This window comes from Flavobacterium sp. (assembly GCF_965657075.1).
Lineage (GTDB): Bacteria > Bacteroidota > Bacteroidia > Flavobacteriales > Flavobacteriaceae > Flavobacterium.
The window spans coordinates 35,548-59,067 of the sequence record NZ_CBFHMV010000016.1; the positions used below are offsets into that span (position 1 = coordinate 35,548).

23 protein-coding genes are annotated in these 23,520 nt (G+C 30.9%); 16 read left to right on the forward strand and 7 right to left on the reverse strand.

Annotation, left to right across the window (positions count from 1 at the left end):
• Positions 1-148: 148 nt before the first annotated feature.
• Both ACTF56_RS09635 and ACTF56_RS09640 read right to left on the reverse strand, forming a co-directional pair.
• Complete coding sequence (locus ACTF56_RS09635; RefSeq protein ID WP_438966695.1) at positions 149-1,189, reverse strand: AMP-binding protein; 1,041 nt, start codon at positions 1,187-1,189, stop codon at positions 149-151.
• Entirely contained in the window at positions 1,182-2,126 is a 945-nt protein-coding gene (locus tag ACTF56_RS09640; protein WP_438966696.1) for a lysostaphin resistance A-like protein, read from the reverse strand. The genes ACTF56_RS09635 and ACTF56_RS09640 overlap by 8 nt, the downstream gene beginning before the upstream one ends.
• A 78-nt stretch (positions 2,127-2,204) precedes the next feature.
• Between ACTF56_RS09640 and arsC the strand changes: the two genes are divergently transcribed.
• The 10 genes from arsC (at position 2,205) to ACTF56_RS09690 (ending at position 14,766) form a co-directional block, all read left to right on the forward strand.
• Entirely contained in the window at positions 2,205-2,546 is a 342-nt protein-coding gene (gene arsC / locus ACTF56_RS09645; RefSeq protein WP_438966697.1) for an arsenate reductase (glutaredoxin), read from the forward strand.
• Between the two features lie 81 nt (positions 2,547-2,627).
• Complete coding sequence (locus ACTF56_RS09650) at positions 2,628-5,066, forward strand: TonB-dependent receptor domain-containing protein (RefSeq protein WP_438966698.1); 2,439 nt, start codon at positions 2,628-2,630, stop codon at positions 5,064-5,066.
• A 549-nt stretch (positions 5,067-5,615) separates the two neighbouring features.
• Positions 5,616-6,350 (forward strand): hypothetical protein, encoded by a 735-nt coding sequence (locus ACTF56_RS09655; protein WP_438966699.1) that lies wholly within the window; start codon positions 5,616-5,618, stop codon positions 6,348-6,350.
• A 242-nt stretch (positions 6,351-6,592) separates the two neighbouring features.
• Positions 6,593-7,627: a site-specific tyrosine recombinase/integron integrase gene (xerA, locus tag ACTF56_RS09660; RefSeq protein ID WP_438966700.1), complete on the forward strand. Its 1,035-nt coding sequence runs from the start codon at positions 6,593-6,595 to the stop codon at positions 7,625-7,627.
• A 152-nt stretch (positions 7,628-7,779) separates the two neighbouring features.
• Positions 7,780-9,381 (forward strand): RNA-binding domain-containing protein, encoded by a 1,602-nt coding sequence (locus ACTF56_RS09665; RefSeq protein ID WP_438966701.1) that lies wholly within the window; start codon positions 7,780-7,782, stop codon positions 9,379-9,381.
• A gap of 162 nt (positions 9,382-9,543) precedes the next feature.
• Positions 9,544-10,524: a hypothetical protein gene (locus ACTF56_RS09670; protein ID WP_438966702.1), complete on the forward strand. Its 981-nt coding sequence runs from the start codon at positions 9,544-9,546 to the stop codon at positions 10,522-10,524.
• 225 nt (positions 10,525-10,749) lie between these two features.
• Positions 10,750-11,298 (forward strand): hypothetical protein, encoded by a 549-nt coding sequence (locus ACTF56_RS09675; RefSeq protein ID WP_438966703.1) that lies wholly within the window; start codon positions 10,750-10,752, stop codon positions 11,296-11,298.
• A 192-nt stretch (positions 11,299-11,490) separates the two neighbouring features.
• Complete coding sequence (locus ACTF56_RS09680; RefSeq protein WP_438966704.1) at positions 11,491-13,314, forward strand: AHH domain-containing protein; 1,824 nt, start codon at positions 11,491-11,493, stop codon at positions 13,312-13,314.
• A gap of 2 nt (positions 13,315-13,316) precedes the next feature.
• Entirely contained in the window at positions 13,317-14,063 is a 747-nt protein-coding gene (locus ACTF56_RS09685; RefSeq protein ID WP_438966705.1) for an imm11 family protein, read from the forward strand.
• A 187-nt stretch (positions 14,064-14,250) separates the two neighbouring features.
• Complete coding sequence (locus ACTF56_RS09690; RefSeq protein WP_438966706.1) at positions 14,251-14,766, forward strand: hypothetical protein; 516 nt, start codon at positions 14,251-14,253, stop codon at positions 14,764-14,766.
• A 190-nt stretch (positions 14,767-14,956) separates the two neighbouring features.
• Here ACTF56_RS09690 and ACTF56_RS09695 read toward each other — a convergent pair whose 3' ends face one another.
• Entirely contained in the window at positions 14,957-16,519 is a 1,563-nt protein-coding gene (locus ACTF56_RS09695) for an IS1182 family transposase (protein ID WP_438966707.1), read from the reverse strand.
• A 110-nt stretch (positions 16,520-16,629) separates the two neighbouring features.
• On the opposite strand from ACTF56_RS09695, the gene ACTF56_RS09700 reads away from it, so the two are divergent.
• Positions 16,630-17,388: a hypothetical protein gene (locus tag ACTF56_RS09700; protein WP_438966708.1), complete on the forward strand. Its 759-nt coding sequence runs from the start codon at positions 16,630-16,632 to the stop codon at positions 17,386-17,388.
• Positions 17,389-17,539: 151 nt separating this feature from the next.
• Here the strand turns inward: ACTF56_RS09700 and ACTF56_RS09705 are convergent, their stop codons facing one another.
• Together ACTF56_RS09705 and ACTF56_RS09710 are read right to left on the reverse strand one after the other, a co-directional pair.
• Positions 17,540-17,824: a hypothetical protein gene (locus ACTF56_RS09705; RefSeq protein ID WP_438966709.1), complete on the reverse strand. Its 285-nt coding sequence runs from the start codon at positions 17,822-17,824 to the stop codon at positions 17,540-17,542.
• Between the two features lie 134 nt (positions 17,825-17,958).
• A complete protein-coding gene (locus tag ACTF56_RS09710) occupies positions 17,959-18,279 on the reverse strand; it encodes a hypothetical protein (RefSeq protein WP_438966710.1) in 321 nt (106 codons plus the stop codon).
• 137 nt (positions 18,280-18,416) lie between these two features.
• On the opposite strand from ACTF56_RS09710, the gene ACTF56_RS09715 reads away from it, so the two are divergent.
• Together ACTF56_RS09715 and ACTF56_RS09720 are read left to right on the forward strand one after the other, a co-directional pair.
• Positions 18,417-19,196 (forward strand): hypothetical protein, encoded by a 780-nt coding sequence (locus ACTF56_RS09715; RefSeq protein WP_438966711.1) that lies wholly within the window; start codon positions 18,417-18,419, stop codon positions 19,194-19,196.
• A 394-nt stretch (positions 19,197-19,590) separates the two neighbouring features.
• Entirely contained in the window at positions 19,591-20,451 is an 861-nt protein-coding gene (locus ACTF56_RS09720; RefSeq protein ID WP_438966712.1) for a hypothetical protein, read from the forward strand.
• 113 nt (positions 20,452-20,564) lie between these two features.
• Here ACTF56_RS09720 and ACTF56_RS09725 read toward each other — a convergent pair whose 3' ends face one another.
• The gene (locus ACTF56_RS09725; RefSeq protein WP_438966713.1) at positions 20,565-20,729 is read right to left on the reverse strand and encodes a hypothetical protein; all 165 of its coding nucleotides are present in this window, start codon (positions 20,727-20,729) and stop codon (positions 20,565-20,567) included.
• 179 nt (positions 20,730-20,908) lie between these two features.
• Here ACTF56_RS09725 and ACTF56_RS09730 point away from each other — a divergent pair, with 179 nt between their 5' ends.
• Positions 20,909-21,529, forward strand: a complete 621-nt coding sequence (locus ACTF56_RS09730; protein ID WP_438966714.1) for a DUF4240 domain-containing protein — start codon at positions 20,909-20,911, stop codon at positions 21,527-21,529.
• Positions 21,530-21,701: 172 nt separating this feature from the next.
• On the forward strand, positions 21,702-22,139 hold the full coding sequence (locus ACTF56_RS09735) for a hypothetical protein (RefSeq protein ID WP_438966715.1): 438 nt from the start codon (positions 21,702-21,704) through the stop codon (positions 22,137-22,139).
• Positions 22,140-22,333: 194 nt separating this feature from the next.
• Here ACTF56_RS09735 and ACTF56_RS09740 read toward each other — a convergent pair whose 3' ends face one another.
• Positions 22,334-22,654 (reverse strand): hypothetical protein, encoded by a 321-nt coding sequence (locus ACTF56_RS09740; protein WP_438966716.1) that lies wholly within the window; start codon positions 22,652-22,654, stop codon positions 22,334-22,336.
• A gap of 119 nt (positions 22,655-22,773) precedes the next feature.
• Between ACTF56_RS09740 and ACTF56_RS09745 the strand changes: the two genes are divergently transcribed.
• Complete coding sequence (locus ACTF56_RS09745; RefSeq protein WP_438966717.1) at positions 22,774-23,325, forward strand: hypothetical protein; 552 nt, start codon at positions 22,774-22,776, stop codon at positions 23,323-23,325.
• The last annotated feature ends 195 nt before the right edge of the window (positions 23,326-23,520 follow it).

Here is a 23,520-nt window from a genome sequence, read left to right on the forward strand (position 1 = left end):
TTTAATTCTAAACGTGTAAAATGCAGCTTCCTTCCCCTCTTCCTAAGAGGGGTGCCCGTAGGGCGGGGTGTTCTTCTCAAAATAAGACAACACAAATTTTACAATGCGCACACATTCAACTTCAAAAAAAGCTTCTTAATGTAAAGTACTAGACCAGACTTTCTTCTCTAATCACTTTTCCGTTTGGGGTTTCTTTAAATTTATTAACAAAAATGATTTCTTTAGGCTTTTCATATTTGTCTAAATTTTTTATTTTGCTTAGGTCAATTTCTTTGGGTTCGCCTTCAATAACTAAAACCAAATGTTCTCCTAGCTCTTGATCTTCTTTGCCGGTTACAAAAAAACGGTTTTTGAGGTACGATTGCATTTTGGCTTCAATTTGTTCTGGAATGAGTTTGATGCCTCCACTGTTGATGATGTTGTCAAATCGTCCTAAAAACTGGAATTTATTTTCTGAAACCAATACTACAATATCGTTAGTGTGAATTATGTCTTCTGAAATATGAGGAGCATGAATCAACAAACAATTATTTTCATCTTGTGATAAAACCACATTTGGCAAAGTAGTAAAGGCCTTAGCTCCTACTTTTCTGGCTGCAATATGCGTTATGGTTTCCGTCATTCCGTAAGTTTCATAAATGGCTGAGGGAATGGCTTTTAATTTTTTTTCTAAATCCAAAGAAACTCTTGCACCACCAATAATTACCGTTTTAAAATTAGATAATTTAGCTAACGAATTTTGAGCTTGTAATGGAACTAAAGCAGTAAAATCATAGAATTTATCGACTAATTCCATTGGGTGCGAACTGGGTGCCACAAAATCCATTTCTAAGCCTAAAATAAAAGCACGTATAAACATCATTTTACCTGCGACATAGTTTACAGGCAAACAATTTAAAATAGTGTTTCCGGCTTCTAAACCAAAAAAGTCACCTGTAGCTAGGGCCGAATTAACCATCGCTTGCTTTTTAACTTCAATTTTCTTGGGTTTACCCGTAGAGCCCGAAGTTTGTAAGCTAATGGTATCGTTAGCATCAAACCAATCTAAAAGGAAATCACCTACAGGTTTTTCAAAGGCTTCGCCTTCTTTTATAAAACTATAAGCTACTCTACATAAATCGTCTGCATTCAAATGAAAACCGTTTAATTTGAATTTGTTGTGTACTTTTTTGTAATTGATATTATTCATGTCCAATGTTTTCAATATTAGTATTCGTTTCGTTGGTCCCTAATAATTTATTTTTCCAGTCTTTCCATCGGTACATTTTAGCAAAGAGCAACAGCAGTAGTACGTAAAAAACAATAGGTAAAAACAATTCTGAACCTACTTGTGGTTCCGATAAATCTTTAAAAATTGCATGGGTACGTAAAACGCTGTAATTTGAAGTAACCAAAAGGGCTGCAATTAAATTATTGGCTGCATGAAAACCCAAAGCCAATTCTGTACCTTCGTCCATCAAGGTTAAAATGCCTAAAAACAAACCTGTGCCTATGTAGTAAACCATAATTATAGGTCCCATTTCTGCTACTTCTGGATTAAACCAATGCATGCCACCAAAAATAACCGATGTCATGACCAAAGGAAACCATTTGTTTTTAGATATGTTATAAAATCCTTGCATCAAATAGCCTCTAAAAACCAGTTCTTCTGTAGAAGTTTGAATGGGAATTAACACGATAGCCACAAACGATAAAATAAGAAAAGGAATTAAATCAAACTGCACTACTAATTCAGAATCGTCAGAAAAATAGCTCAGTAGCACTAAGGTCACCGACACCAATGCCCATAACCAAAAAGCAACAAAAAAACGTTTCCAATCTATTTTGGAACGCGATGTTATGATGCTTATAAAACTTTGATGGTGTAATTTCTTAACAATAAAATACAAGCCTAAAAGCGCAAATAGGAAAGAAATAAGCATTAAAAACAATAAGGTATTGGATTCAAAAAAAGCATACAAACCGTCGTTTGTGGTGGGCATTGTTTTTTTATTTACTAAAACATCGTAAAATAGTACCATAACCAAAGGCAGTTGCCCAACAAATGAAGCTATGATAACTAAAACAGAACCAATAATGTATCTAAAAAAATCGTTTTCTTTTACATCGCCTTGTGCAATAAACATAGTAATTGTATTAATTTTGTCTAAAGTACAATTTTTTAATGAAAATAAAACACCTCTAATTGCAATAAATTTCAACCCATGATAAAAATATACCACAATTCAAGATGCGGAAAATCTAGAGCCGGTTTGGCGGCATTGGAATCCTTAAATATTCCGTTTGAAACCATCAAATATCTTGAGAACCCTTTGACTAAAGCAGAACTTGTTGCACTACTTAAAAAGCTCAACTATCAACCTATTGATTTAATACGAACCAAAGAAAGCATCTGGATACAAGAATATAAAGGAAAAAACCTTTCTGACGATGCTATAATTGATGCGATGATAACACATCCTAAATTAATGGAACGACCCATTATTGTTGTTAATGAAAAAGCTGTTGTAGCACGACCTGCCGATAAAATTAAGGAAATTATATAGTTTATTTAACAAAGATTTAGTAATTGATGCTTAAACCTTAGGCTACTTTTGCATTCTTATTTCTAAACTAAATAAACAAAAATGAAAATCAACAAACTCTTACTAATTTCCTTTTTATTTTTATCCTATAGTACGTTTACCCTAGCCCAAAAAGTAACCATTTCTGGTAAAATTTTAGAAAAAACTACCAATGTGCCTTTAGAATATGCAACAGTTATTTTGCAAAATACTAAAGATACCTCTATATTGGCTGGTGGTGTGACTGATTTGGATGGAAATTTTAAATTTGAAGTTGCTAAAGGTACCTATAACATTCGATACGAATACATCTCATTCAAAACGGTTAGTGTGGCTAATAAAGTAATTAATGCCAATCTGAACTTAGGAACTGTTTTTTTAGAAGAAGATGCTACGGTAATGGAAACTATTGAATTGGTGGCTGAAAAATCGACTGTTGAGTTTAAATTGGATAAGCGCGTTTACAATGTAGGCAGTGATATGATTGTAAAAGGAGGAACAGCAAGCGATGTGTTAGACAACGTGCCTTCGGTTACTGTTGATACAGATGGAACTGTAGCCTTAAGAGGTAACGAAAACGTAAGAATTTTAATTGATGGAAGACCTTCGGGCTTGGCCGGAATTAACATTCAAACTGCCTTGAGAACTTTGCCTGCAGATGCCATTGAAAAAGTAGAAGTCATTACCAATCCATCGGCTCGTTATGATGCAGAAGGTGGTGGTGGTATCATCAATATAGTGTTAAGAAAAGGAAAAACTGGTGGTTTAAACGGATCGGTAACGGCTACCACAGGTAATCCTGAAAACTATGGCTTAAACTCTAACTTGAACTACCGATCGGATCATTTTAATTTGTTTTCTAATTTTGGATACAACTACCGTACTTCACCTGGAAATTCGTTAAACAATTCGGAGTATTTTGATGCCAACGGTGCTACTACAGGTTTTATTTATGAAAGCAGAAAAAATGAGCGTTTAAACAAATCATTCAACGGAAACTTTGGTATCGATTTGTTTTTAAATGAAACTACCAATTGGTCCAATTCCTTAAATTTCAATAGAGAATCAGGAAACAATCCAGATAATGTTTTCTTTAATAATTACGATGCCAACTTTAATCCTACCTTTACAAGAAACCGTTTTAGTGATGAAAAAAGCAAACAGTACAATTTAGAATACTCTTCCAATTTTACCAAAAGATTTAAAAAAGAAGACCACAAACTGACTATTGACGTAGCTATTTCGCAAAACAAAGACAACGAAGCTTCTAAAATTACAGATCAAATTTTGGGTGACCCTACTACCCTATTTGTAGACAATACCAACAACATTCAAAAACAACAACGCAACTTGTTTCAAACCGATTATGTGTTGCCTTTGGGTGCTAACGGTCGATTAGAAGCGGGTTATAGAGGTAGTTTTCAAAATAATTTAACGCAATTTACTATTGATACCAACGCTGAATTGTCTAACGATTTGGAATATGTAGAAAATGTAAATGCTTTGTACACGCAATATGGTAACAAAATCAATAAGTTTTCTTACTTTTTAGGGCTTCGTTGGGAAGACAGTCATATTGAAGTCAATTCGTTAACAGACAATGATTTTAATACCAAAAAATACAATAACTTTTTTCCTACAGCTACTTTAAATTATGATATAGATGATAAAAGTAATGTGAATTTAAGTTACAGTAAAAGAATCAACCGACCAAGAGGCCGTTTTTTGAACCCAACTTCTAGTTTTTCAAGTAATATTAATATTTTTCAAGGAAACCCAGATTTAGATCCGACGTATACTAATGCATTTGAAATTGGTTATTTAAAAAGATGGGATAAAATTACATTAAACTCTTCTGCCTATGCTAATTTTACTGATGAAGCTTTTCAGTTCATCCGAAGAGAATCGGGTTTATTTGTAGACGGAATTCCTGTAATTTTAAGCACACCCATTAATTTATCTAAAGAAACAAGAATGGGATTTGAATTTAATGCCAACTACAGTCCTTACAAATGGTGGCGTTTGAACGGAAATTTCAATTTCTTTAGAAATGTGAATGAGGGCGATTATACTTATGTAAATTATTTAGGCAATACGGTTACTCAAAATTTTGATGTTACAGCAAGCTCATGGTTTACACGAATCTCTTCAAAAATAAACTTGCCTTATAAAGTAGATTTTCAAACTAACGTAACTTATAACGCACCTCAAAAATCGGCGCAAGGAAAACGATTAGACATCACTTCCATCAACTTAGCCTTTAGTAAAGATGTACTTAAAGAAAAAGGTACTGTTACCCTGAATGTAAGCGATTTACTAAACTCTAGAAAAAGAAGATTCACCAACCAAATTGAAAATGTAATCAGTTCTTATTCTGAATTTCAATGGCGCGTTAGACAAGTTAATGTATCGTTTACGTATCGTTTCAATAAGAAAAAAGAAAGAGAATCCCAAAGAGGTAATGATGGTGGTGGTCCAGAAGAATTTATGGGAAGACCTTAATAATTTCAAACAATTAAAATAAAGAGACTGTTTTAAAAGTAGTATTCTTGTTATCCGAATTCATTTCGGAATCTAAAAAAATATTGATATACAATATTATATAGAAACTGACACACATTCAGTTGGACAAGATGTAGACTTTTAGGACAGCCTTTTTTTTATATGCCTGTTTGTAATGTTTTTTTGTTTAACAGCATCATTCATTTTGATTTTAAAATGAAATTACAAGCCCTATTTTATAAGGATTATTACCTCATTTTGTTTAAAACAAGTTGTATTGTATCTTAATATAAAGCACATTGTAAAGCGTGTTTGTAAAATAGTACCTTTTAGTATAATGTATGTTTGCTTAATATTTTAGTTATGGATTATTAATACTAAATCCATAATACTTCTATACTTATACTATAGTGAGTCTATAAAATTAGTATTTTTTATAGATAAATTAGGTAATTATTATTCATAAATTAAATATTTATGTACAATATAGATACAATTAAACTCTAATTATAGTAACTTTATGCCTTATTATGGTTTACGTTATATACTATGGCACGAATTGGCAAAAAAGGAATTTTAAGTGGCTTGGTGGGCAACTTGGTTTTTAGAAATTTGGATGGTAAACAAATTGTTCAAAGTCGTCCTGATGGGGTGCGACAAACGGCAAATACTAAAGCCAGTTCTGGTGAATTTAGGCAATGCAGTACTTGGGCCAAACAGTTGCGTATGGGTTTAAGGTCGTTTCTTTCTGAGGAAACAGACAGTTATATGTATCGCAGGTTTACAGGAGCTTTTTATCAGGCATTGTTACAAAACAAAAATTTCCTTAAAGGAACACGAACGCCTTTTAATTGTGATTTATCGGCTTTGCATGGATTTGAATTTAATATTCATTCGCCTTTTAAAAACCACTTCTTACCTCCTATTGCTGTTCAATTAAATTCGGATGGGAATTTGCGGGTTAGTATTCCTGAATTTGAACCTAAAAATGAGATGTATTTTAATAGAAAACATTTTAATGCCGAATTGATGCTTTATGTTTACACCACAACTTTTACCTACAATCAGCCGGCAATTGATGCTACATTTAGCCTTAGCATTGCTAACAATTATTCGTCAGTTGCTGCAACCGATTGGATGAGTCCAGTGTTGCCATCGGGACGTTTTGTATTGGTGGTGGCTAAGTTATTTTATTATTCGAACAATCCGTTTACGGGCAAAAAATACAGTAATTCTAAAGAAATGAGTCCGGCCATGGTTGTTTTTTCTGGTGTAGTTGCTTGATAAAATAGGTTCTACCCTTAATTGAGTGGGTATAAATTTAAAAATAAGTTACATAAAGTTTAAACCATTAAAATAAATTAAGATAATTAAGACTTATTGAACTTAACTATCTAAATGGTTTAATTTTAATGGTTCCATTTATTGATACTATCAATTTTATAAAAACCCACTGAATTGGTGGTAGAACCATAAAATATTTTATATATATTTGTGCTTCTGTACTTTATAAATAATTATATGCCATGAATTGGGAAGCCAAACTCATTAAACACAACAAAGAAACACGCATTGCGGTTTATTTTGAAAAAGACGCTGCATTAATTGCTCGCATTAAAAAAATAGAAGGAGCGCGATGGAGTCAAAGTAAAAAAGTGTGGCATTTGCCCAATACACCAGAAAATCAGAAGCGATTTCAACTGGTTTTTAAATTGCCTTCAGCAGAAGGAATAGCTCATATTGAAACTTTTAAAAGATATTTGTTATCCAAACGCTATAGTCCTAATACGATAAACACTTACAGCGAAGCATTAAAATCATTTTTAACTTTTTGCAACACAAAAGCGATAAAAGACATTAGCAATGATGATGTTATTGCTTATAACAATGATTACATTTTGAAAAACAAATTTTCTTCATCGTATCAAAATCAAATTGTAAACGCAATTAAGCTTTTTTTCAAAATTGTAAAAGAGACCGCAATTGAAATAGATAAAGTACATCGACCAAAACGAGAAAAAGTATTGCCTAATGTTTTGAGTAAAGAAGAAATTAAAGCCATTTTAGAAGCCCCAAAGAATTTAAAACACAAAGCAATGCTTTCTATGATTTACAGTTGTGGATTAAGACGAAGTGAATTATTGAATTTAAAACCAAATGATATTGACTCCAAAAGAAACGTTGTAATAATAAGACAATCAAAAGGTAAAAAAGACAGAATTACACCCTTATCACCAAAAATATTAGAATTATTGAGAGTATACTATAAAGAATACAGCCCAAAAAGTTATCTTTTTGAAGGACAAGAAAAAAACACACAATATTCTGCAAGAAGTTTAGAGGAAGTATTAAAAAAAAGTATTAAATTAGCGACAATAAAAAAACCTGTTACATTGCATTGGTTGCGTCACAGTTATGCGACACACTTATTAGAAAGTGGAACAGATTTAAGATACATACAAGAATTATTAGGGCACAATAGCAGTAAAACAACTGAAATTTACACTCATGTTAGTACTAAAAATATTCAGCAAATTAAAAGCCCTTTTGATGATTTATAAAAATAATACGTAATAATAGTTGAGCAAAGCTTTACAAAAACAGACGTCTTTACTCAACAAAACAGTAAAAAACTGAGCATATAAACAAGTTAGCTGCTATTCTGATACGACACTGCAAACATTGAACTGACTGAATAAAACGGACAATACAAATGAAAAATAGTAAACAAATAATAACGGAATTTCTAAATCAGTTCGTAACAAACGGACAAGGTAAGGACATTCTCCTTTTGAATTTTACAACGCCACAAATACTTAACATTTCAATCAAAGCGTTGACAGAATTGAAACTTGATGGCGATTTTGACAGAGTCAAGAACAAACAATTTGATATAGTAATTGGTGACCTTCCATTTGGTTTGCAATCTGTAACCACTGACACATTTTCAAAACTTAAAGTCAATAAAAACTGGAACTATGTTTTGACTTCATTGCGAACCTTAAAGGAAAACGGACAAGCTTTTTTTCTAATTGAACCAAGCATTTTGTTTTCAACACAGGGACAAAAGTTTCTTAGCGACTTAGCATTGGAGAATTATTTTCACAACTCTGTATTTGAACTTCCTGAAAAGTTGCTTTATCCTGAAACTGCATTTCAACCTATCATCATTCACTTTGAAAGACAAAAACAAAACGAACTATTCATAGGAGAAATCACGAGCGACTTTGAAACTTTACTGAATTCCTTTAATTCAAGAACATCAACAAACAATTTAGCGACAGGGATTATTGTTGCAAGAGATAACTTTGAATCTTTTTTTAAGTTTAGAATTGAGAATGAAATCGACAATCTTCAAACGCAATACAAAGAATACAATAAGTATAAGTTGAAAGAAGTTGCCCTTGAAATCAACTTAACCCGTGAATCATTCCAAGATAAACCCAACAGCATTTATATTCCTAAACTTGGAACTTCACTTGTTGTCGCAGACATCAGAGCAACAACAATAAAACACCAAAATCTTTTTCAAGTAGTTCTCAACTCCGAAATTGTAAAATCTGAATTCCTTACCTTGTTCTTTCATTCGGATTTAGGCAAACAAATTTTGAAATCCTTGACAAGCGGAAGCTTTATACCGAACATAAATAAGTCGGACATTGAAAACTGTTTTGTTTCAATTCCGAGTTTAGCAGAACAGAGTTTACTAATTCTGACAAATCAAAAACTATCTGAACTACAAGTCACAATTAATCAGCTTAAAGCTGAACTTAGTTTGAACCCAAAGAGTGCAAATGTTATTCTTGACAAGTTTGAAAGCATTCAAAGTCCATTGAAACAACTATCTTCAGAAGACCAAATTTTAAGTTTGATAAGAAAAGGAGAAAACAAACACATTGAGTTTAAAGAATCATTTTCTAAAAACATTAGGACGGGACAAAAAGATAAAGAGATTGAAAAATCTTCCTTAAAAAACATTGTAGGTTTTCTAAACGCAGACGGTGGAACACTTCTTATCGGAATTGCTGACAGTGGAGAAATAAAAGGAGTTGAAGATGACTTTTTCACTTCAACTGACAAGTATAAACTGAATTTTAAAAATGCGATAAATTCAAAAATTGGTTCAGAGTTTTATTCATTAATTGATTACGACTTGTTCAACGTTGCAGGACACCAAGTATTAAAGGTTGACTGTAAAGCATCAAGTGAACCTTGCTTTTATGACCAGACAGAGTTTTTTGTTAGGACAAATCCAGCAACAGATAAACTTGAAGGTAAGAAACAAGTTGATTACATAAAAGAACGCTTTAAATAAATTCACGAAAGGAAAGAAGAACAGCAGCTAACAGGCGTTTGGCAAAAAAGCGGGTTCAGTGCTTTAATGAAGTTTTGTGCTTCGTATCAAGTTCAGTGCTGGCAGACAGATTAGTGCTTCGAAATCCGCTTCTTCGCCAAGCGCCAAAACGTTGGCGGTAATATGATGAAACATAGCAAATACATATTAACATTAATCTTAGTTCTGACTTTTGGAACTGTTTTCGCACACCAAGACTTTTGGGTAACCAAAGACTTCGGGAAAATCAAAGTGAGAATAAAAACAGGATTTGATTACGAAGAAATTAACAAAGTTTTTATTTATGGAGAACTGGTAGAGAAACTCGCTTCTCAATTAAATTATAAAGGCCCAATATTTCTTGATTTTAATCACCATTACACAGGAGATTGTGAGCCTGACTATTTTATTTCCTTTGATAAAGGTGAGATAGAATATACTTGGAGCGGTGCAGAAAAACAGAAACCTTTTTTACCAAAGAAATCGATTGTTATCAGACAGGTATCAAGACAATTTGATAGCAGAACAACATTAGAACTTGTAGAATTTGCGATAAAAAACTTACCCGAAATTAAGTCCAAACAAAAGCAGATAGAATACAACAAAAACTATTGTCAATGGAGAGTACAGACAATTGACACTCTGAAAATCAAAGGAATATTTCAAGACTCACTAAGTAAAGAAGTAAAAGTTGTGATGTCAAAAAGAATTGAAAGACCTGAAAAGGATTTTAAATATGGTATTTCCTATTATTATCAAGATGGTCGTTACACTCTTTTTCTTCGGGACTATAACAAAGAAGATATTGACATTAAAACAATTGACAATATATATGATTTCCAGAAAATTGGCAGTTATTCAGCAATTATTTTTGATACAGATAGCAGCTTCTATTTTGCAAGTCAATATGGACAGAATAAGGTTTCAAACAGAAATATGGTTGAGAATACATTTGATTATTACAGACCTTATAAGATTGAGAACATTGGTGGTGATAAATTGTCAATTTACTTCTCCTACTATTCAAAAGAACTAGGTCTACAGCCAAAAGAAAGAACATTGATATATTTAACTGACAAGGACAAATTAATTCAGGACTTGGACAAATTGATTAAAGAAGAATAAGAAATACTACCGCCAACAAAAAATATAGTGCATTTGGCAGATAGTGCTAAATATGAAGATGATAGCAATAAATAAATATAGTAGTAAATTGAAAAATTGGAGCGCTGAAATGCCAAACGCACCATATTTAAACCGTTGTGCATAATTATGAAAACAGTACTAAAATCAATCTTTCTGCTAATTATAAGCTTCTCGTCTTTTTGCCAAAATAGCGAAAAAGAAAAATTGAACTTAACTTTCATAAATGAATGTTCAAATGAAAAAATCATACCTGAATTTGACATTGATTCAAGTCAAGATTTTTTTAATTATAGATTAATAACGGTTTATTTAAAACGTGGAGAATGGATTTCACAATTCTCAACTACTTTAAAAACGAATAAGGATACTATTGTAGTTCCCAAAATTCTATTTTCATCTGGAAATGAATTACACTCAAAACATTGGACTTATCTGAATTGCGATAAAGTTTGTGACGGAATTGAAACGGGTTTCTACTCAAACGGAAATAAAAGACTTGAAGGGATTTTTAAAAATGGAAAACCTATTGAAATAAAGGATTTCAGGCCAAATGGAAAATTACTTACTCAAACTTATTACGAAAACCTGACTCTGAATTATGAACGTGTGAATTACTTCAACGAAAATGGAGAGTTGACCGAGTATGAAATTTATAAAAATAAAAAAGGGAAAACGATAATTAGAACGTTTGATAAAAATGACAATCTGATTAATAAAGAAACCGAAAAGAAATATATTGAACGAAATAAATAACTATGCACAACACCGGCTATAGTTTACTGCTTGGTTGTTTTTCCTTCGGAAAAACCACGCAAACGTGAATGGTTAGTGTTTATTTACTAAATTTATTGCTAAACCAACGCAGCAAACCATAGCCAAAAACGTTGTAGGCTATATTTGCCAAACTAAACCTTAAAAAATTAGTAACTTAAAACAACGTTAAATATGAAAACAAAATTGAAAATTTTTAAATTTATTGCTTTATTGGCTTTGTTCAACTCCTTTTATTCCTGTCAAGAAGACGAAATTTTAATTGAAAGTGATAATAAAACTTTCGAACTAAAAACAAGTAAAGTATCAATTAATCAAGTAATAAGTGAAATTAATTCACAAAGCTTTAAACAGAAATTACAAAGTAAAAACTTTGATTCTTCCATAAGTAATTCTCTACTACGTACAAGTGATTCAGATATTTACTTTATAAAAAAAGAAAAAGATGATGAATTAATTTCATACATCTTACATTTAAATTCTTATACTCAATCAAAACCCTATTTTCTAAAACTGATTATTACCCAAAATAATAATGAAACTGAAAGAATGGGATATATTAAATATATTCCAACTACCCCAATTTCAATTTTAGATATGTCAACTTTTTCTGGTGAAGTGCAAATTTTAGACAATAACTTTGAAGTAAATGCTACTTCAAATTATGTAAATGGAGTAAAACAAGAAAATTTACAAAATAATGGAACACAAAATAGAATAATTTGTACAGATGAAATTGTTATTACAGAAGTGAGATGTAGTCATGGAGGTAATCACGGTGTAGGTCAGTCTTGTAACAATGGATTAGTTAATGATGCTCATTATGTAATAAGTATATTTACAAGATGTACTGGAGATAGAACTACTCCTACACAAATAATTGATGATTACGGAAATCCAAATAGCGATGGAACATCAAGTGTAAATGTAGGTTTGGCACTTGCACATAATTTCTCACTAAATTTAACCTCTGAACAGAAATTAATTTATGACCTTAATCAAAGTATTGCAGTTTATCTAGCAGATAATGTTATTGTAGTTCCAGACCCAAGCTATAATCCTATTTTAGGAGGAAATCCTACAATGCCTATTATTGACCCACAAGCTGAACAATTTGTGTTAGAGTTGATTGATTATGTGATAGAAAATAATAATGTTGAAAATCAAAATATTTTAAATGAGTTAGTAAATGTTTCATTATACACTTACAATAATGGAGGTGTTGAGCAATTGATTAATAATAATTATCTTCAAAACATTAACCAATATACTCAATTAGATTTTAATGACCCTACAATAGCATTAAATTTCGTAAGACTATTTGTTGTTCATTGTGCAACTTTAAAACAGGAAAACCCTACTTGGACTAATTGGCAAGTTTTTAAACAGGCTTATGTTGATACTACACATCTTGTATTGGACTTAGCGGGTCTTGTACCAGCAATAGGTGAAGTAGCCGATTTAGCAAATGGAATAATATATACTATCGAAGGTGATGGTGTTAATGCAACTTTGAGTTTTGCTTCAACTATACCTGTTGCAGGTTGGTTTTCTGCAGGAGTAAAGTTTGCAAAAAGAGCTGATGGTTTAAAGTTTTTAGTAAAAGGTGCTAATAATTTAATCGATTTTGGTGCATACAATAGTAAAAAGTTTAGAGCCGCTTGTGGTATTGCAGTAGGCGATGCAACCAAACAAGCACACCATATTATACCAAGAGGCTCTGCAATTATTGAACACAGTGTAGTTCAAAAAGCAGCTAAGTCAAATACAAATCAAGGATTTCATATAGACCAAGCGTTAAATGGTGTAAAAGTTGATACCTGGAGAAATCAACCTAATCATAATGCATACAATAATTTGATTAAAAGTAAATTAGATGCTTTACCAACAAATTTAACACCAAATCAGGCTTATGCTGAATTAATGGACATATTAAATCAAGCAAAACAAGCTGTTATTAACAACCCTAACGTACATATAAATGATTTAGTTTTTTAATTATGAAATATTATAAATTGAATTTCTCTTTAAGCAAAAAAATAAGAGGAAATAATGAGTATGTGAAAAAGTATTGTTTGAAAATTCCTAATGATAAAATGTATTGGGAAGAACCAATTTTTATAGGTAATATTAGAAATGAAAAAATAGATTTCCATCCTTACCTTTTAGATATTGAGCTATTTCAAAATTCTATAGTTAATGACTTAATAATGGATGGTGGTCCTATATCTACAAAATTAATAATAAGTGGTAGATTGAAGTCTATACTTGAAGATTATAGAAAAAATGGAATGCAATTTTTCAATATTAATATTCTAAAAAAGAACGTAGTGTTTTCAGATTACTGGATATTAAATATGTATGTGTTTAATCAAGAACTTATAGATTTTTCAAAATGTAAAATTATTTATCGTAAAAAAGATGATGATTTTGAAGTAACATTTTCTGCTAAAAATGTAGTAATAGAAGTAAACAATATTAAAGAGTTTAATGATTATATTGAGAATGCTAAAGAAAAATTGGAAACAATAACAATAGAAGAGTTAAGTTTAACAAACAATATTTCAGAAGATTTCTTTATTTTAAAGTATGTTTTTGGAGGAGTTGGCTATTATGTTTCCGAAAAGCTAAAACAAGAAATAGAAGATTCAGGTTGTACTGGTATAGAATTTATGCCAGCAGAATTAAGCTGGACTGAATGGATACAAGGAGGAGAAAGAGAAAAAATATATGGAAAATCATACTAAAAATTAATACAGCCTACAACAATGCATATATTCAATAGCGGTTTTTGGCATAAGTCAAAAGCCGTTTTGTATTTGCAAAGTATAGTAATCAATCAATGATTTTGGTATATTTGTCCGCTACTGAAATATATGCTTCAACGTTATGTGCAACCTACTTTTGAAACCTATAAAGTAATTATCTATAATTATGATTCTTAATAACGAACAAAAGAATTTTATCAAATATTTTCTCCCAATACTTGCATCAATTTTAACATTTGTTACTATTGGTCAATTTTATTCGTCAAAACTTAACGAAAGTGATTTAAAAGAGGTTATTGGTAAAGTTACATCAATTAAAAAAGATAGATATAGACATCATAAATATACAGATGACAGAATAACTATTTTTATTGAAGGACATTCTGAACCTTTTTATTTTTTTGAAAATAACATAAAATATTTTTATACTATTATGGAAAATATAACTGAAGGTGAATTAATTTCCATTAAGCATAGAACAAAATTTCAATCAATAATTGGAACAGGAAGTGAATTCAAAATATTAAAACTAACGAAAAACAAAACAGTTTTATATAGTTTTGAAAATACAAAAGAAAATTTCTGGAATGTTGGAAAATTTGGTTTTTGGACTTCATTAGCTATGTGGCTACTTTATGCCTTTTTGAGAATAAAATACAAATTCGAAAAAGGCAGCACATAACAGCGGTTTGCTTCAATGGCGAGGCACGGGATTTATCAGAAATGGGAAAGGTTTTTAATTAAAAGTTTTGTTTATATTTGTAAAGGTTTGTGATAAATCATCGCCACTAAAGCAAGCCGCAAAACGTCAGGCTGTGAAAAAACCCTATTTTCTTCCAAATTACCAATTTCAATAACGTGATACTTTCAATTTAAGCTACGTTAAATTTTGATGTATTTTGAGTAGTTCTAAAAATGATTTGAGCTAAAAACAGCTTTATATAAGTCGTTTTTGCAAAAAGCCAAGCCTTTCTCTTGTAAGGCGAGTTCCATGTCTTGATTTTGGCTATTAAATTGGGTACACCAAGTATGTTGATACTGCGCTTGATGTTGTAAACTAGCATGATTAAACTGTGTTCTCCGTTTACTTTTTCTAAGCCTATTAAATCCGTGTAACTATATCCCCATTTTCGTTTGATGGTTCCGAAGATGTGCTCATTGATCTCTTGTCGTTTGCGATACAATTGGGCGTTTGCTTTGTAACGCTGGTGATTTTCTTCTACCGCTTCGGCATACTCGCTTCTATCGATTTCTCTTCCTCCTTTTCTGCTGGTGCAGCGGTCTTTTACGGGGCAAGTTTTACACGCTGATGTGCGGTATTTTTGAAACCTATAACCACTCTCTTCGGTGCGTCCTGTTTTCTTGTGCCAACGACCTGTTGTGGTTAGGGTTTGACCTTCTGGACAACTGTAAGTATTGTCTTCTTTGTTATAAATAAACTTTGATACCAAATACTCGGGTTGGGTGCCGTTTTCATTACTTTTGCCTTGTTCAGGAACCGCTACTATGGTGGTGATGTTGTTTTGTTTGCAAGTGTGTAATTCGCGACCGTTGTGATAGCCTTTGTCTACTAAAACCGTGAGGGTTTCTAATGCTAAGTTTTCTTTGACTTCAAGAGCAATGGACGATAAAGCATTTTTATCATTGCGGTTGATGGTGTGCGTGGCTACTACTAAGTTGTGTTTGTGATCTACGGCTGCTTGTATGTTATACGATACTTCTACTACTTGACCTTGAACCAAAAGCGCTCTGGCATCGGAATCGGTGGTGCTTACTTGTGGTTCTCTGCTTTGTTTTAATTCTTCTTCAAGGAGTTCGTATTTGATTTTGTTTTGCTTTAAACGTTCGATTTTTTGTTGGATATTTTTTATGGCAACTGGATTTTCCTGAATATCGTTTTGCTCCAACTGATCTAAATATTCTTGTGACTTGGTATCAATATATTCTTTGTGCTTATCAATCTTTTTTTGATTAAAATTCGCTTTCTTGCTGTTGTGGGCTCTGGATTTGGTACCATCAATTGCAATAGTTTCGCCAGCAATTAAATCGGCATCTTTTAAAAACGAAACAAACAATTTAAAGAGTTCTTTCAAGGCTTTGGGATTCTCTTTTCTAAAGTCGGCTATGCTATGATAATTCGGGCGAATGTCTTCTAAAAGCCATTGCACTTTAATGTTGCGAAAACATTCTTTTTCCAATCGTCTGGAGCTGCGAACACCGTTGAGATAACCGTATAAATACAGTTTTAAAAATATCGTTGTCGCAAAACTAGGTCGCCCTTGTGTTTTTAAAACTTTGGACTCAAAACCTAGTTTTTCAAAATCGATATGATTCACAAAAACGTCAATAAACCGAACTGAATTATCAGCCGATATTTTATCTTCTAAACTACTCATTTGTAGTTGATGGCGGGATATTCCTTGGATATGTTGCATCTTTAAAAATACAAAAAATCTGATTTTCTTGCAAATTTTTTACTATATTTGTTAGAAAGATTGTGGGTTTTTTTCACAGTCTGACGTTAGTGGCAATTTTAAAAATGAGCGTGAAAAAGATAATTTATATACTAACCATTTCAATTACATTTTTAAGTTGTAATAATCAACCCAATAAAGTTGAAGAGGAAAATTTTGCCGAAAAAGAAACACAAACCAATAAGTTTGACAACTCAAAATACTACACACAACAAGACACCATTTTAATTGCAACCGAAATTGGTGACACTTTGAAATATGCAAAAATTGATTTCAACAACATAGTGGATAAACATACAGAGTTTTTTGAAGATTATCCAAAAAATCCTGACCAAGCATATTTCAACGACATGGATAAGGAGGAATTTAACTGTGAAGTTGGACAAGATGTCTACTATGTTTTATATGCTTATTTTCTTAAACAAAGAAACGGAGTTGAAGAGTTTGCTCAACAACGACAAAAACTCATAAACATATACTCAAACATCAATTCATTATTTGGACACTTTCAATATGGAGGAACATATTTTGGACATCAAAGCAGCCGAATTTTAGGATATGCAGAATATTCAATTTACTTGTTGCCAAAAAGCAAAGATGACATTTCCAAAACTTACGACATAACAAAGCAAAAAGATTTTTACATTAAATCATTGCGACAACTTATAGAAGACGAAAGTAAAATTGACTTTGAAACTTTAGGACAAGAGAAAATAGCAAGAAACAAAAAGCTTAAGGCAATAGTTGGCGAACTTAACAAGCTAATCACGGACAATTTTTATCTTAGACGTGCGCAAGAATTTCAATATGGACATTACGAATATTATTGATAAAAAAACTGCCACTAACAGCAGTTACAAGAAATTTTTAGGCATGGGATTTATAAGAAATGGTAATTGTTGAATTAAAGATTTGTCTATATTTGTAATTGACAGTGAATGAAGTACGCAACTTCTTGTAGCTGCCAAACGTTAGTAAACATTATATATCGAAATCTAAATTTTCATCAACTAAAATATCAAAATTGTTTTTAATCAAAGTTTCTTTATAATCAATAATTGCCATTTGTATCATTGGGTTACTTTTCCAATCTTTAGGAAATGGTTTTTCTTTAGACCCAAAAGTTACTATCTCTTGCAACAAAATCTTCCCTTCTTTACTTTTTAGGGTATATTTAAAATCTTTAGAATAACGATTTGCTAACAGCGGTTTTGACTTATTGCCGTTTTCGGCTTCATTTAATGTTGGTTTTGTACTTGTATTCATTGTTTTTTTCAATTTAAATATTTGGTCTTATTTTCGGCAACAAGACAAAGCCACGAAACGTCAGGCTGTGAAAAAACCCTATTTTCTTCCAAATTACCAATTTCAATAACGCGATACTTTCAATTTAAGCTACGTTAAATTATGATGTATTTTGATGTATTTTGAGTAGTTCTAAAAGTTATTTGAGCTAAAAACAGCTTTATATAGGTCGTTTTTGCAAAAAGCCAAGCCTTTCTCTTGTAAGGCGAGTTCCATGTCTTGATTTTGGCTATTAAATCGGGTACACCAAGTATGTTGATACTGCGCGTGACAACTACCAAATTATGTTTGTTATCCACAACATCGATATGATTCACAAAAACGTCAATAAACCGAACTGAATTATCAGCCGATATTTTATCTTCTAAACTACTCATTTGTAGCTGATGGCGGGATATTCCTTGGATATGTTGCATCTTTAAAAACACAAAATAGCTGCTTTTCTTGCAAATTTTTTACTATATTTGTTAGAAAGATTGTGGGTTTTTTTCACAGTCTGACGTTGGCAGAAATTTTTGGAAAACTCAGAAATTCAACAAATAAATTCATATTTATGAAACATTTTTTTCTAACTATTCTATTTTTATTCAATTCTAGTTATGTTTTTAGTTGCGTTTGTATTCCTTCAAAATTAATTGATAAATTTCAAAAATCTGAATTTGTAGCTAAAGTCAAAATATTAAAAGTAACTAATATTGGTAATGATTTGGAGTATCAAAATGCAGAAATTGAAGTTCTAGAGTTATATAAAGGTAAAAAAATTACAACTATTAAGATATTAGCTTCAATGAATAGTTCTTGTTCTTTATATGTTCCAGAAAACTCAACTTGGCTAATATTTGCTGACACTTTTAATGGAGTATTAAGTTTTGGCTATTGTTCTGGCTCAAATCAGTTAGACGCAGATATGTATTCAAAGAAATATCCTAATAATCAAAAAAATTATAATAAAGCAAATGAAAAAAAATTAACTGCTTTAAAAATTCTGAAAGAATATAAAATAAAGAATTTTAACGAAAATGATTTAAAAATTTCTTACAAAGAAAAACCTTGTAAAAATAATTTTTTAGGCTATGAAGTAAAAAATGATAAAATTGCTATCTATGAAATTAAAGTTAATCGTAATCTGAAAATAAAAAAAATAAAAGCTATAAGTGAATTTGATAATGCAGATTTATCTAGACAGATTCTGAAATGTTTATCTGAAAATTTAATAATTGATAAAAAAAGAATAAAAAAAATACCTAAAAAATCTAAAATTTACATAATTTACTATTACAATGAAGAAGTTGATAAAAATCAATCTTATATAACCGATTATTTTCTAATATAAAACTTCTGCTAACAACTGTAACTGTTGCACAACTACTGTTTTTCAAAATAAAATCTCAAAAAACATAAAATTCCGACCTCGTTTAAGCCCTTTTAAGCGAGGTTTGTTTTTTTGTTGTAGTTCAAATGTAAATATTTGAATAGCTTACCATCGAGTTTTTAAAAATCAATATGATTCACAAAAACGTCAATAAACCGAACTGAATTATCAGCCGATTTTTTATCTTCTAAATTACTCATTTGTAGCTGATGTCGGGATATTCCTTGGATATGTTGCATCTTTAAAAATACAAAAAATCTGATTTTCATACAAATTTTTTACTATATTTGTTAGTAAGATTGAGGGGTTTTTTCACAGTCTGACGTTGTATGCTAGTTTTGAAAAACAGAATAAAATGAAATTTATCTACATTATTTACTTTCTTTCAATTATTCAACTATTTTCTCAAAATATTGAAAAAAGAAATGGCGAATATAAAATAGATATTTCAACCTATCGTTTTTCTGAAAGTGAAAAGAAAATTAAAATAGGTAAATCAGAATTTTACTTTGATAAATCTGGCAAAATTTTTGAAAAAATTAGTTATGGAAGACATCACTATAATAAACTTGATGTAATTGGAAATATTGAACAATTTGAATATCAAAATGACATTTTAAAATTATCAAGAAAATATACTTCGTGGTGCAAAACATGTGAATTTGATGAAACTGACACTAAATATAATTACAATAATAAAAATGAACTTATTAATGAAATTATACTAAATGTTGAAAATGATTCAATAATTATGAGTATAAATTACTTAAAAGAAGGAAATTCACTTGAAATTCATTCTGGAGAATCTACTTATATTCAAAAAATATATGATGATAATTTAAAACTCATAGAGCTTAATCAAATCTATGAAAATTCAAAAAAAATAAGATGGCAATACCTTTTCAGTTATGGAAATAATTGGAAGCGTAGCAATTTTCAAACTTATTATGGAGATGGAAAAGAAAATTCAAAAACAGAAGTAGAATATTATGACAAAACAAACAGAATTATAACAAAAGAGATTCTTTCAAACTTTAATACAAAAATTGTTTACATATATTCTGAAAAAGGTTTATTAAAGGAAATCAAAGAATACGAAAGTTATAATGACGATTTCAAACTAAAGTATGTTAAACATTATAAATTTAAAGGCAAAGTCCGAAAATTAAATAACGAAACTATTAAAAAAATTAACGACGAATTGATTGGTAAATAAACCAGCACACAACAGCGGTAACTGTTTCACAACCACCATTTTTTTAAAAACATTTTCAAAAGCATAAAATTCTGACCTCGTTTAAACCCTTTTAAGCGAGGTTTATTTTTTTGTTAAAGTTCAAAATGTAAATATTTGAATAGCTTACCATCGAGTTTTTCAACATCGATATGATTCACAAAAACGTCAATAAACCGAACTGAATTATCAGCCGATATTTTATCTTCTAAACTACTCATTTGTAGTTGATGGCGGGATATTCCTTGGATATGTTGCATCTTTAAAAACACAAAATAGCTGCTTTTCTTGCAAATTTTTTACTATATTTGTTAGAAAGATTGTGGGTTTTTTTCACAGTCTGACGTTGGCACCAATTTGAAAAATGAAACTCACGACAATAATACTTACATCATTTTTGATATTAAGTTGTAATCAAAACACGAAAAATAATAACCAAATGGGAATATTCGACAAACTTTTTGGAAAGAAAGAATCAACCAAAAAAGAAATACCGAAAACTTATAATCAAGAAATTGAGAAAACTAGTGAAATGTTGGACGAAACAATATTTTGGAGTATAGTTGACTCTTCAGTCAAGAATACTAAAAATCAAGATGCACAAGAAAGATTTTTAGTAAAAGAAATTGAAAAACTGACACCAAAACAAATGATTGGTTTCCGATTAAGAACTGACAAACTTCTTTACGATACATATAACTCTGAAATGTGGTGTGCTGGATATATAATGAATGGTGGTTGTTCGGACGATGGATTTGAATATTTTAGAAATTGGATTATATCACGAGGAAAAGACACATATTATAAAGCAAAGGAAAATCCAGACAGTTTAATTTCGGAATTTGTAGAAGGCGAAGAATATTATGATTTTGAAAGTTTTTGGTACGTTGCTTTAACTGCGTTTGAAAATAAAACAGGGAAAGAACTATACGATTACATATCTGATGATTTCAAAACAAACGAAGGGAATTATCCGAATTTTGAGTTTACTTGGAAAGAGGAAGAACCTGAAACTATGAAAGCGATTTGCCCGAAGTTATTTGAGAAAATGTGGAATTAAAAACTGGTGGCAACACCGTATAAAATTAATCGCTAGTTATTGCCTACTTACGAAAATTCTCGCGGATTTTCTATCTGGTGTTTATTTGCTAAATTAGGTGCTTTAACACGCCACTAATCTTATACAAACACGTTAGGGCACATTATAAAATACCGAAATCGACATGAAATTTTTGAAAATACTAGTATGTTTATTGACAATAAATTCAGTTGCTTTCTCCCAAAGTCGAAATCTGGACAAACCGTCAATTAAAAGTATTCGCAATAATGATTCTATTTATTATATGGCTCATATTGTTATTGAAGGCTATTCTAGGACAGAAATGATAACAGTCAGAAGAATTGATTCTCTTTATTACGCTAATATTGATGTTCAGTCTTCAAGAAAAGAAGACAATTTTAAAATTTCGACTATGGTATTAAGCAACTCGCAAGTTGATACTCTTGTAAAGTTTGAAAATTCAATCTATTCAATGAAAATTAATCATAATCAAGGTTTGAGATTTTCAGGTCGATTAGGTAGATATTTCATATTCTATGCAGACAAAAAATACGAATTTGAAAGCCGAGAACTTTTTGGACTTGTAGATGCATTAGAAATAAATGAATAACGTGCCCTAACAAACGCTATAGCAAATGCGGGTATGCGTGTTCGTTGAAACATTTGAAATCTTTATATACATTTGTGCTGGCAGACAGTTGAGCAACAATTTATTCCCGCACTTGCCATAGCGTCAGCCGTCAGGCTGTGAAAAAACCCTATTTTATTCCAAATTACCAATTTCAATAACGCGATACTTTCAATTTAAGCTACGTTAAATTTTGATGTATTTTGAGTAGTACCAAAAATGATTTGAGCTAAAAACAGCTTTATATAAGTCGTTTTTGCAAAAAGCCAAGCCTTTCTCTTGTAAGGCGAGATCCATGTCTTGATTTTGGCTATTAAATTGGGTAAGCCAAGTATGTTGATACTGCGCGTGACAACTACCAAATTATGTTTGTTATCTACAACATCGATATGATTCACAAAAACGTCAATAAACCGAACTGAATTATCAGCCGATATTTTATCTTCTAAACTACTCATTTGTTGCTGATTGCTTGATATTCCTTGGATATGTTGCATCTTTAAAAATACAAAAAATCTGATTTTCTTACAAATTTTTTACTATATTTGTTAGGATGATTATGGGGTTTTTTCACAGTCTGACGTTAGCGGCTATTTAAAAAAAAAACGAGTAAATTATGGCTTTTGTATGGTCTTTTGGAATAAAGTTTAATGGTATCGAAGATGCTGAAAAGGTAAAGTCACAAATTGATAATATTATCTTGAGTGATGGAACTGAAATAGGAATTTATAAACATATTACTTACGAGAATGGAAATTTAAATCTTACTGAATGTACATTAGAATTGATCTTGCATAATATGCAAGTATCTGGAAATCAAAAATTATTATCATTTCCTTATTTTTATGAAATACGAGATTTTTTTTATCAATTTCTACGAAATTTAGACATCGATTTCTGCGAGGCTCTTTTCGAATTTGAAGGATCTGACAGAATCGCACATGAAAATTTAATTGAATATATAAACCAATATGGAATCGGAGAAATTGTTAATAGTGACAATTTTGCAGATTTAAAAGTAAGTAGTACAATTTATCAAAGTAAAAGAATTCTCGATGGATTAGTTTTATCCAAAGAAAATTTTGAAAAACTGAAAAATGAATATTCTGAATACTTTGAACCATTCAAAAATGGATATTACTGGCTGGCAATAAAAAACAGCCGCTAACAGCAGTTAAAATAAATGGCTTAGGCAAGGGCATACTTCCGAATTTTCTCCGAAAATTCAAAAGTTTGCGTTATATTTGTTTTGGCTTGGTCTTGGCACGTCGCCACTTCTTTTAGCTGCAAAACGTCAGGCTGTGAAAAAACCCTATTTTCTTCCAAATTACCAATTTCAATAACGCGATACTTTCAATTTAAG

Bases quoted from the DNA above. Each gene is read 5' to 3' on its own strand.
- ACTF56_RS09635 (WP_438966695.1), bottom strand. From the start codon at position 1,189: ATGAATAATATCAATTACAAAAAAGTACACAACAAATTCAAATTAAAC.
- ACTF56_RS09640 (WP_438966696.1), bottom strand. From the start codon at position 2,126: ATGTTTATTGCACAAGGCGATGTAAAAGAAAACGATTTTTTTAGATAC.
- arsC (WP_438966697.1), top strand. From the start codon at position 2,205: ATGATAAAAATATACCACAATTCAAGATGCGGAAAATCTAGAGCCGGT.
- ACTF56_RS09650 (WP_438966698.1), top strand. From the start codon at position 2,628: ATGAAAATCAACAAACTCTTACTAATTTCCTTTTTATTTTTATCCTAT.
- ACTF56_RS09655 (WP_438966699.1), top strand. From the start codon at position 5,616: ATGGCACGAATTGGCAAAAAAGGAATTTTAAGTGGCTTGGTGGGCAAC.
- xerA (WP_438966700.1), top strand. From the start codon at position 6,593: ATGAATTGGGAAGCCAAACTCATTAAACACAACAAAGAAACACGCATT.
- ACTF56_RS09665 (WP_438966701.1), top strand. From the start codon at position 7,780: ATGAAAAATAGTAAACAAATAATAACGGAATTTCTAAATCAGTTCGTA.
- ACTF56_RS09670 (WP_438966702.1), top strand. From the start codon at position 9,544: ATGATGAAACATAGCAAATACATATTAACATTAATCTTAGTTCTGACT.
- ACTF56_RS09680 (WP_438966704.1), top strand. From the start codon at position 11,491: ATGAAAACAAAATTGAAAATTTTTAAATTTATTGCTTTATTGGCTTTG.
- ACTF56_RS09685 (WP_438966705.1), top strand. From the start codon at position 13,317: ATGAAATATTATAAATTGAATTTCTCTTTAAGCAAAAAAATAAGAGGA.
- ACTF56_RS09690 (WP_438966706.1), top strand. From the start codon at position 14,251: ATGATTCTTAATAACGAACAAAAGAATTTTATCAAATATTTTCTCCCA.
- ACTF56_RS09695 (WP_438966707.1), bottom strand. From the start codon at position 16,519: ATGCAACATATCCAAGGAATATCCCGCCATCAACTACAAATGAGTAGT.
- ACTF56_RS09705 (WP_438966709.1), bottom strand. From the start codon at position 17,824: ATGAATACAAGTACAAAACCAACATTAAATGAAGCCGAAAACGGCAAT.
- ACTF56_RS09710 (WP_438966710.1), bottom strand. From the start codon at position 18,279: ATGCAACATATCCAAGGAATATCCCGCCATCAGCTACAAATGAGTAGT.
- ACTF56_RS09715 (WP_438966711.1), top strand. From the start codon at position 18,417: ATGAAACATTTTTTTCTAACTATTCTATTTTTATTCAATTCTAGTTAT.
- ACTF56_RS09720 (WP_438966712.1), top strand. From the start codon at position 19,591: ATGAAATTTATCTACATTATTTACTTTCTTTCAATTATTCAACTATTT.
- ACTF56_RS09725 (WP_438966713.1), bottom strand. From the start codon at position 20,729: ATGCAACATATCCAAGGAATATCCCGCCATCAACTACAAATGAGTAGT.
- ACTF56_RS09730 (WP_438966714.1), top strand. From the start codon at position 20,909: ATGGGAATATTCGACAAACTTTTTGGAAAGAAAGAATCAACCAAAAAA.
- ACTF56_RS09740 (WP_438966716.1), bottom strand. From the start codon at position 22,654: ATGCAACATATCCAAGGAATATCAAGCAATCAGCAACAAATGAGTAGT.
- ACTF56_RS09745 (WP_438966717.1), top strand. From the start codon at position 22,774: ATGGCTTTTGTATGGTCTTTTGGAATAAAGTTTAATGGTATCGAAGAT.